The organism is Bradyrhizobium sp. LeoA1Lang (genome assembly GCF_055413685.1).
Genome location: NZ_JBVAPG010000236.1, coordinates 1 through 9,235, shown reverse-complemented (window position 1 = coordinate 9,235; position 9,235 = coordinate 1). Strand labels below are relative to the sequence as shown.

Genomic DNA, 9,235 nt, shown 5'->3' with positions numbered 1-9,235 from the left:
ACCAGCCGGTGTGATATCTCTCGTCATGGCGTTGCTCTCCTTTGTGGAATCAGCACCCCGAGCCTACCGGCTCAAGGTGGGCAACGCCGACCTCTTCAGTAATTCAACAGAACCCGGGACATCCCCATCGCAATGGCGAAATACCGTTAACATTTCGACGTCGTCGGCACGGCACGATATTTCCAGCCTTCGTAGCCGGCCGTGCACGTTCTTCATCGCATCGATGCCGTTTCGCAGCAGGTTGAAAACAACCTGCTGTAGCTGTAAGCGATCTCCCCTCAACTCCGGCAACCCTTCATCGATATCGGCACGCACGTAAATGGATGACTTCTCCAATTCGTCACGCAACATGCCTAATACTTCCAAAATGACGCCGTCGATCCTGATGAAGCTAAGGTTTGCCTGCGCCCCCTTGGCCAGCACTTCCAATCCACCCACGATCGCAATATCCCGCTTTCCTTTGTTTACGACCTGGTTAGCGGCTTCGACCATCTCGGACATCTCCATTGGACATGTTGACCGCTAACGGCAGCAGGCCTCCGCGCTGGTTATCAGCGCGGTCAGTGGTTGATTCACCTCGTGCACGATCGAGCCGGCGAGCTCGCCCAAAGCCGCCAGGCGCGAAGCGGTCGAAAGCTCGGCCTGAGTTTCGGCAAACAACCTTTTAGCGGCCTTCCTTTCTGTAATGTCGATGACGTTTCCCTGATACAGGACATATCCATCCCCGTTCGTCTCCAGATAACCTTCCGAGTAGACGTGATGCACCCTACCATCTTTTTTGATCGGGTATTCCAGCTGAAGAGTGCTCCCGGTCGCGACGGCAATGGAGGTGACGCGTTTGACACGAGCTCGATCGTCCGGATGCAGTTTGCCGATCCAGATTTCCAGATCGAACTTCTCTACCTCGGATGAGACACCGAATATTCGAAAAAACTCCCTTGAACCGCTTGACGCTCCCCTCGTGGGGTTGAACTTGAAATCACCTATCTTTCCTGTGCATTGATGCCGACGCATGGAATCATGAAGTTCGTCGCGACTTGCCTCTGCGTGCCGCCTTAGCCGTATTTCTCGCGCGAGATCATCGGTTAATCGAAGGTTGGCCAGAACCGCAGCAGCCTGGATTGCGATGGCGCTGAAGCTTTCGATGGAGGTTGCTTCGAAGCTCCCGCCTCGATCCGCTTCGAGGTAGATCAGACCCACTCTGTCCCCTCGATACCTTAGAGGTATCCACAGGACGGAAAGCTCGATGCCACCGAACCTGAAAAGAACTTCGTTCATCGAAATGGGATCGGGCATTCTTGCAGCATGCTCAAGCGCCCCAAGGTCCAACGCAAACCGGGAGGAGCAAAACCGAACACCCCTCACAGGGTTCTCAGCCCAGTTCGACGTGGCGAACGGTACGAACTGACCGTTCTCGTTGAATAGCACAGCCCCACCTGACGCTCGTAACCGCTGAAGAGCGATCCCGAGAAGCGCCTTTGCAAGTTCTTCTCGGCTTCTCGCGCCGAGAAGAGCCAAGGTCGCGTTTTTGCTCTTCCTCAACTCTTTCGCCCTGTGCACTTATCGCCATCGCCAATTTGGTCTCGCAGGTTTTGCGGAACACATCATTGCTGAAGATGACTCATGAGAGTTTCCAGGTGACCGAGCCATCTCGTCGGACTTTTCGTTGAGAGCGAAGTGTCTCGCATCCAGGATGTAACCATCCCAGAGTGCGAGCACATGCTGAAATGAAGATTGGGAATGCTACCGATAAGGACTGGTTATGCACTTCCAGGGTAAAGTTAGGCGCCCCGGGGAACCGGCCAACTTACCAAGCGCTCAAATCTCTGGCGACGCGCCGCCACCGTTCATCAACCGCTGCGGCGGGCTTAAGATTGGAGACAATCGGTTTGCGCAGCACTTCCTCTCGCTACGGCGCCGGCGCCCAGGCCTTTCATTGGCTGACCGTCATCCTGGTTCTCGCCGCCTATGTGCTGAGCAAGGGCGACCCCGATTCGCTCTATTCCGCCGGCGCGGACGGGCTCCGCAGGATTCACGAGACGCTCGGGCTGCTTGTCTTCATTGTCGTCGCGCTGCGGCTGCTATGGCGACTGATCGACAGCACGCCCGCGAAGCAGCCGATGCCGCGATGGATGGCAGTGGCCGCGAAGCTCGTCCAGTTCGCGCTTTATGCGCTCCTAATCGCGATTCCAGCAACGGCGGTGCTCGGTACCTGGCTAGAGGGGATTCCCGTCACCCTTCCCGGATTCGACATCGCCCCCCAGATCGCGAAGGCGCATGGACTGGGGCAGTTGATCATGGAAATACACACCACCCTCGGCAACGCCATCCTCTGGGTTGCCGGCGTGCATGCGGCCGCGGCTCTCTTCCACCACTTCTATCTGCACGACGAAGTCTTTCGGTCGATGGCTCCGGGCGGATAAATAGACCACACCGACGAGTGCATCGACGGCCAGATGGAGCGAGTAGGCGAAATGCGGATTACACCCGTCTTGTGATCCGTGAACACGGTGAAAATAAACGCCGCCACCCCCGTAACGACGGCCAGCAATTTTGCTGCAGGGTGAGCAATACCAAGCCCAAGCACACAGGCTAGCGCTACCGGGCTGATGGCAACAAGATAGTACAGGTAGACGTGTATCGCCTTGGTGGAAGCGTTATGGGCGGTGATCAGTTACGAGGCGGCCGAAGCCCTAAGGAGAAGTGTTGAAATCGAGAGAGCGATTGAAGTCAGCTGCCCGTGGATCATTGCGAGGTTGCAGTGCGCGCCGATCACCAAATCTTGCGGAGCGTCCGCATTTGAACTCGCGGCTGCCTTTTACAAGGGCAATGTCGCGCTCTGCACGTGAACGGCGGCGATTCATTTAGACTACCGGTGCGCGGATCATCCCTCGATGGTCACTGTTGCGGGGTTAGAGCGTGTTCGCATCAGGACGCGCGTAGATCGCGTATCACATTTTGCGCCGAGCGAACCGATCTGCGGATGGAATTGCAAGGAGGGAGGACTTCATCGATGCCGAGCCCCGCGGAGCATCTATCTGCTCTCTTACGTCCTTCGGGTAACCTGAGATGGCAAAGCGCCGAACCAATTAGTCGAGAATTAGCCAAGCAAATTCCGCCACCAGCCGCGGTTGGCGCTCGTCGTTGTCCGGCCGTAATTGCGAGCGAAACGAAGCAATCCTGAGCCTCACCTGTGACTCTTGATTGCTTCGTCGCTGCGTTCCCCGCAATGACGCTCTATCAGACCGGCCGGCCGCGCTCGATGATCTCGGCAGCGCCTCTGGCGAGCAGCTCCATTCCCACTGCGCGGCCGAGTTCGCGCGGTCGGCTTGCTCGGCCAACACGCGACGCCTCGATGATCCGACTGCCCGCATGATCGAGCACGGATGCGGCGAGCTGCATCTCCGTGCCCATGACTTCCGCAAATCCCGCGATCGGCGAGTTACAATGGCCGTTGAGCACCCACAGCACCTCGCGCTCGGCGTCGGCGCACGTGTGGGTCGTCGCGTCGTCGATCGCTGACAGGATACGGCGCGTCTCGAAATCGCGCGCGGCGCATTCGACTGCGACGATCCCCTGCCCCACTGCCGGCAGCATCTCGGCAATCGAAAATTCGTACGCGATCCGGCTCGTAAGCCTGACGCGCTCGAGGCCTGAGCGCGCCATGATCAGCGCATCCGCGGGCCCCACCGCACCACCATCTGGCAGCTTCTGCTTTGCGCCCTGGTCAAGCTTGCGCACGCGGCTGTCGGCGGCGCCGCGGAAATGGATAACCTTGATCTCCGGAAACAGCCGCCGCACATAGGCCGCGCGGCGGACGGAGTTGGTGCCGATCTGGAATCCTTTGCCACGCGTGCGTTTGAGCTCGTCGACCGAGGTGCCCGGCCGCAGCACCAGGACGTCGCCGGGCGGATCGCGCGAGAGCGTCGCGCCGATCACAAGCCCGGGCGTGTCCTCATTGCCCGGCATGTCCTTAAGCGAATGCATCACGGCATGGAGCCTTCCGTTGAGCACCGCCTCGCGAATCTGCGCCACGAAAGCCCCACCTTTGCCGCCATGCGGCAAGAGCTTGCCAACCTGGTCGATATCGCCCGTGGTCTCGAACTTGACGATTTCGACCTCGGTGCCGACGGCTTTCAGGCGTCGTGCGATCTCCTCAGTCTGGGCGATCGCCATTGCGCTTTTGCGCGTGCCGATCCGCAATCGATCCGATGCCATACGTATCCGATTCAAATCCGCGGGCCTCACTCCTGCGCCTGGTCAGGCCTTCTAAACCGCGCGTGAGCTTTCTCAATTAGAATTAATGGTCTGGAAGATCTTTCGCCTCTGTCTAATCCGGCTAACAACGGAGCCGGACGTGACAAAAAGGCTAGGCCTTAAAGCCTGATGCGCGAAATATAGCGTATAGCATTATTCACGCAACGATGGCAGAAACGGTTAAGCCAACTTCGGCATCGGGTCCATTTTGCGGATGAACTTGGCTGTTGGCGGTTTTGAGAGGAAGCTACCATGGACGCGGAACATGGCTCAGCTCTACCTCCATTGCTCGAACGGTCGCATTTCACCACATCGTGCACTGGCGGCGCCGTCGGCCCCTACGTTCCAGAAGCCGCGGACTGCCGAGAAGAAGAACTGATCCGTCTGCTAGCGCCCACGATGAATCGGGGGCGAGACTCGTTGCTAGGCTGATGGCGAGGCGAAGACGTTGCCTCCGTGGCGCCGGCGCATAATAGCGGCGGCCTCGAACTGCTTCGCACTGGCGGGGTGGCCGGTCAACACGATGCCGCCGTTGAGGATCTGGCTCTCGGACCACTCGTGCACGTGGGCTTCGTGGCTCTGGCCGAACAAGGCTGCCAGCCCACCGACACTACCCCCAGAAGCCAATCCCGCCAGCAGGGCCGACGCGGGTGCTGCGCCAGTCGCCGCCAGGAAGGCGGTGGCCGCAAGCGAGGTCGCAAGTGTGCGAACCTGCCACCGGTCGTCGCTCAAGCCGATCTCGACGCGGGGCAGCTGCGTGATCTCGCAGCCGGCGGCTCCTGCGCAGGAGGCTGCAATTTCCTCCTGCGTCAGGAAGCTTACGCCAGCGCGGTCGATCCCCGCGGCTCCCAACTCGCTTACAGCAGCCTCGAATTTCGCTTCGCTTTGCAGCGCGCCGATGATCTCTCGCAACTCGCTCACTAGCGGCATCCCTTAAACTTACTTTCCTGCCTTGAAGGGCTCGGTCCGTGCCGCGCCCCGCGCTCGTCTCTCACGAGTAGTCACCGCCGCTCTGTTGAGTGAGGTTACGAAGATAGTCGCGCTTCGCAATCTTCGCTCCAAGGTGCCTGAGGATCGCGTGCGCAAGCGAGATGTGGAAGAAGAAGCCGGGCAGCGCCAGGTACCGGATGTAGTCGTCGCCGCCGAACCATCCGCAGGCTGGGCGGCGTTAGCTCGTATGTGTGGGACCGCGCGCCGGCAATCTCGTCCGGCTGCACGTTTCGCAGGAAGCCGCGAGTCTCGATGCCGGGTACATCATCGGGGTGCTACGGGGCGCTGGCGGGTCGTGCTGTATCAACTTCGCCATGTGCGCGTCGACCTTGTTGCAGCTCACGGAGAACTGTTCTCCGAAAGTCAGCATGTCGGGCGCGAGCCGCTCGCCAAGTATCCTCCCAGGCTCAAACCCCTTGGTCCGCTCGAGCGCTTGGGCGTGGTCGAGATAGTCGTCCATCGCGTTCAGTCCATGCACCATGACAGAGGAGAGCTCCTAGCACGCGACCGCCTAGTGACGCAGGACGGGATATCCGTTGGCCGTGCTTGCTGGTGTTCCCGTGGTGCGGTCGGGTGCTCCGTCGCCGCGATTGTCATTGTCCGCCCAGACGGGACGATCACCAGCGTGTGCGGCATCAGGCGTATGGGCGTTTCGTCGTCCAGGAGGATGACTCCTGGCGCCTCGAAGACAGTAGTGGATGGTGGAGGCGTTGGTGCGGGCGACCGCCAAGTGCGCACCCGCCGCAAGCGCGCACTCCGACAGTGTGACGAAGGTGACGTCCAGGGTGGTCATCAACTTGTCGAGGGCTTCGCGATATACGCCAGAACGGCTCGCCTGCCACGTCCAGAAGCCTTTATCGTGCTCAGGCCCATATCAGCTCGGCTTCGGCACAGCGGGACGATGCCATCTCACGCAGACATCCAGCCTGCGGGTGAAGGGCCCTTCCACGCTCCAACCTGGTCTGGGGTCTTGATCGGTTCGATCTTCGTTGCCTTCGATTGAAGACGAACGAATATCCAATTGCGGCCGACCGAGTAGTGGTTGCAGCCGAATTAGATATATTCACGTCGAGAACCTCAAAGCTGTGTCCGGGCCGTCCAAACTCGCCACCTTGTCGCGTTGTGAGCGACTTCGCCGGGGCGGCGAGGACACTTGGCAAACGATTTACGGTGCACACGCCGTGAGGCTGCGCGCCGCAGGCCACAGACACCGCGGTCGCCGTCAGGCGGCGTTCCTCCGCGGCAACTTCCACTGCGGACGGACGAAGTGGCAGGTGTAGCCGTTCGGGTAGCGTTCCAGGTAATCCTGGTGCTCTGGCTCGGCCTCCCAGAAATCGCCAGCGGGCGCGAGCTCGGTCACCACCTTGCCCGGCCACAGCCCTGAGGCCTCGACGTCGGCGATGGTGTCCTCAGCGACGTGGCGTTGTTCCTCGCTCGTGTAGAAAATCGCCGACCTGTAGCTTATGCCTCGGTCGTTTCCTTGCCGGTTGGGCGTCGTCGGGTCGTGGATCTGGAAGAAGAACTCCAACAGGTCGCGGAAGCTCGTCTGACTCGGATCGAACGTGATCTCGATCGCTTCTGCGTGCGTGCCATGGTTGCGGTACGTGGCATTCTTGACGTCGCCGCCCGAGTACCCAACCCGCGTCGAGACAACGCCGGGCAAGCGCCGCACCAGCTGCTGCATTCCCCAGAAGCACCCCCCTGCCAGGATCGCGCGTTCTGTAGTCGCTGCCATCGTCAAGCCTCCTGCTTTGCGAAGAGCTTTGCGTACTCGCCGTACCCCTCGCCCTCCAACTGGTCGCGGCGGATGAACCTCAAGGAGGCCGAGTTCATGCAGTACCTCAACCCGCCCTTGTCGCGCGGCCCGTCCGGGAAAACGTGGCCAAGGTGGCTGTCGCCGTGCTTGGAGCGAACCTCGGTCCGTGTCATGCCGTGCGAGCTGTCCACGTTCTCGACGACATTCGCGGCCTCGAGAGGCCGCGTGAAACTCGGCCATCCCGTCCCGCTGTCGAACTTGTCGAAGGATGCGAAGAGCGGCTCGCCGGAAACCACGTCGACGTAGAGGCCAGGCTCTTTGTTGTCCCAGTATTCGTTGGCGAAGGGGCGCTCTGTCCCGTCAGTCTGCGTGACGCGGTACTGCTCGGGAGTCAGCTTTGAGACCGCGTCGGGGTTTTTCCTGTAGGCCGGCATTCGCCGTACTCCTTTTTGCTCAGCACTGAAGATAGGCACCGGGTGGTCGACCGTCCAATTACCTCCGGCTATCGAAACGATGCCATGCGGATCGACACCGGACGTGCTTCAATCTGCCGGGCCAATTCATTGGCCCAGGCGACGGGTCTGACACTGCTGGAACAGAACTTTGAATCGGCGCTCCCCGTACCGAGCGCTACGGCGAAGGCATGCACGATGGGCTGCGGTACCGCGTCACCGTGCGGAAGCCTCGCGATGGAAAGCGGACCAGCCTGTAGGCGCGAGCGCTCGCCGGCGACGACGTCGTCAGCTTCAACCTTTACCGGCTGAGGTCGGGCGAGGACTCTTTGCGTCCCTGCGAAATGCGGGCCGAGAAAGTCGTCGCGCTTGTTCTTGGGTACCCGGCCCAAAATTCTTTCTAGTTATCCATTTAATCGACGACGCCCGATGGCGAACGTAGTTTTCATCTGTCGCCTTCTTCAGTTTTCGATCCAAGAAGTGTTCTTTGGCTGCCGCATACATCTCCCGGTAGGAAAGCGCGCCTGTCGCCGTTCGGAGGTGCCGTAACGCAAAAAAGCGCGTGCCTGACACGCGGCGTGGCTAGCTGGAACAGACAGACTCGGGAAAACGACTGAGCAACGTCTGGACTTACCGCATTCAAGTTCCTACGAATTCAGTCCGGCTTCACGATATCGTTTCATTTTTGCTACGGTGCCTATCGTCTTCTCGAAGTTATTCGCCGTGAACTTCCCGATGGGCGTCGGTTCGGAGGATTAGTCATGGCAGTGCGTCCAGTTCCATGATTGGCTTCTGCCTCCTCATCCTCTCGCTCTGTATGCGGGAGCACGGGCGCGGTGACTATAAGAGAGTCTTCGGTCGCGGCCTCCTCTACGGACGCGGCGCTTAGTGCTTCGTGTGCGCCGCGGCACATCGCGATATTTGGAGCCGCCGACTATTCCTGGCAATTATTCGTCAACGACTACCATTCCAAAGTTGAATTTTCGTTTTCCAGAACGCACGGTCACCATGCAAGAAACTTACGCGGACAGGTGCCGCGAGGGGCACCGTTGGGGGGAGAACTAGAATGGACGACAAAGTTTTGAAGGGGCACCCGGCCAGTACGCCGATCGAAGCCTCCGCGGAGACCTTGAGCGGCTTTCGCACGCTGGACATCCAAACCGACCGGCTGCTTTCATCATGGCTGCGAGAGGCGTGCGTTCCTGACGGCGCCCTGAGGGCGAACGAACCTGCTCCCGATTTCCTTCTCCCTGAGGCAAATGGAACGCTCGTTTCATCTTTGGAATTGCGACAAACTGCGCCGTTGATCGTTACCTTCGTTTACGGGATTTGGTCCCCATTGTGCGCAGCTGGACTACGCGCTCTTCACGGAGCCACCCCCAGTATCCGCGCTGCCGGCGCCAGAGCAATTGCCATAACGCCTGAGACCGGAGACTTGCCACGCAATTTCAAACGCGATCACCGACTGGATCTGGAAATCCTCTCCGACCTAGATCTTGGGGTGAGCCTTTCGTTCGGCTTGGTCTCCGTGGTGCCGGCGCAGATAAAGAGCCGTCTCTTGCAGCGCGGCCTTGATCTCTCCGGTCCCCATGGCTTCTCCTTTTGGATGTTGCCAATACCGGCCACCTATGTCCTCGACCAACGGGGGATCATCCGTGAGCGTCATCCGGCGACCACGCACTGAGGGCTGATCTGGTCGGCTAGGAAGATCTCGTGGATTGTTTCGTCACGAGGTCACCATGTCAAAAGATAGTTGTAAGGATGGCGATAAGGATAGGCA

General features: G+C 59.8%; 9 protein-coding genes and 1 pseudogene. 2 read left to right on the top strand and 8 right to left on the bottom strand.

What is annotated here, in order from left to right; translation table 11 throughout:
- Window positions 1–63 precede the first annotated feature (63 nt).
- Together ACZYOF_RS40025 and ACZYOF_RS40020 are read right to left on the bottom strand one after the other, a co-directional pair.
- Complete coding sequence (locus ACZYOF_RS40025) at window positions 64–492, bottom strand: hypothetical protein (protein ID WP_463719187.1); 429 nt, start codon at window positions 490–492, stop codon at window positions 64–66.
- 30 nt (window positions 493–522) lie between these two features.
- The gene (locus ACZYOF_RS40020) at window positions 523–1,542 is read right to left on the bottom strand and encodes a PAS domain-containing protein (RefSeq protein ID WP_463719186.1); all 1,020 of its coding nucleotides are present in this window, start codon (window positions 1,540–1,542) and stop codon (window positions 523–525) included.
- 347 nt (window positions 1,543–1,889) lie between these two features.
- On the opposite strand from ACZYOF_RS40020, the gene ACZYOF_RS40015 reads away from it, so the two are divergent.
- Entirely contained in the window at window positions 1,890–2,423 is a 534-nt protein-coding gene (locus ACZYOF_RS40015; RefSeq protein WP_282531516.1) for a cytochrome b, read from the top strand.
- Window positions 2,424–3,240: 817 nt separating this feature from the next.
- On the opposite strand, the gene hemC is transcribed toward ACZYOF_RS40015, so the two are convergent.
- The 6 genes and pseudogenes from hemC to msrB all read right to left on the bottom strand — a co-directional run bounded on the left by hemC (window position 3,241) and on the right by msrB (window position 7,437).
- Window positions 3,241–4,218 (bottom strand): hydroxymethylbilane synthase, encoded by a 978-nt coding sequence (gene hemC, locus ACZYOF_RS40010; RefSeq protein WP_282531515.1) that lies wholly within the window; start codon window positions 4,216–4,218, stop codon window positions 3,241–3,243.
- A gap of 462 nt (window positions 4,219–4,680) precedes the next feature.
- On the bottom strand, window positions 4,681–5,178 hold the full coding sequence (locus ACZYOF_RS40005) for a hypothetical protein (protein WP_463719185.1): 498 nt from the start codon (window positions 5,176–5,178) through the stop codon (window positions 4,681–4,683).
- Between the two features lie 70 nt (window positions 5,179–5,248).
- A pseudogene (locus tag ACZYOF_RS40000) lies at window positions 5,249–5,728 on the bottom strand (DUF1993 family protein).
- A gap of 30 nt (window positions 5,729–5,758) precedes the next feature.
- Window positions 5,759–6,040, bottom strand: a complete 282-nt coding sequence (locus ACZYOF_RS39995) for a hypothetical protein (RefSeq protein ID WP_463719184.1) — start codon at window positions 6,038–6,040, stop codon at window positions 5,759–5,761.
- 429 nt (window positions 6,041–6,469) lie between these two features.
- Entirely contained in the window at window positions 6,470–6,982 is a 513-nt protein-coding gene (msrA, locus tag ACZYOF_RS39990; protein ID WP_282531513.1) for a peptide-methionine (S)-S-oxide reductase MsrA, read from the bottom strand.
- Between the two features lie 2 nt (window positions 6,983–6,984).
- Window positions 6,985–7,437 (bottom strand): peptide-methionine (R)-S-oxide reductase MsrB, encoded by a 453-nt coding sequence (msrB, locus tag ACZYOF_RS39985; RefSeq protein WP_463719183.1) that lies wholly within the window; start codon window positions 7,435–7,437, stop codon window positions 6,985–6,987.
- A 1,084-nt stretch (window positions 7,438–8,521) separates the two neighbouring features.
- On the opposite strand from msrB, the gene ACZYOF_RS39980 reads away from it, so the two are divergent.
- Complete coding sequence (locus tag ACZYOF_RS39980) at window positions 8,522–9,139, top strand: redoxin domain-containing protein (RefSeq protein ID WP_463719182.1); 618 nt, start codon at window positions 8,522–8,524, stop codon at window positions 9,137–9,139.
- The last annotated feature ends 96 nt before the right edge of the window (window positions 9,140–9,235 follow it).

Coding starts and splice junctions, on each gene's coding strand:
- ACZYOF_RS40025 (WP_463719187.1), bottom strand. CDS start 492: ATGGTCGAAGCCGCTAACCAGGTCGTAAACAAAGGAAAGCGGGATATT.
- hemC (WP_282531515.1), bottom strand. CDS start 4,218: ATGGCATCGGATCGATTGCGGATCGGCACGCGCAAAAGCGCAATGGCG.
- ACZYOF_RS39995 (WP_463719184.1), bottom strand. CDS start 6,040: ATGACCACCCTGGACGTCACCTTCGTCACACTGTCGGAGTGCGCGCTT.
- msrA (WP_282531513.1), bottom strand. CDS start 6,982: ATGGCAGCGACTACAGAACGCGCGATCCTGGCAGGGGGGTGCTTCTGG.
- msrB (WP_463719183.1), bottom strand. CDS start 7,437: ATGCCGGCCTACAGGAAAAACCCCGACGCGGTCTCAAAGCTGACTCCC.
- ACZYOF_RS39980 (WP_463719182.1), top strand. CDS start 8,522: ATGGACGACAAAGTTTTGAAGGGGCACCCGGCCAGTACGCCGATCGAA.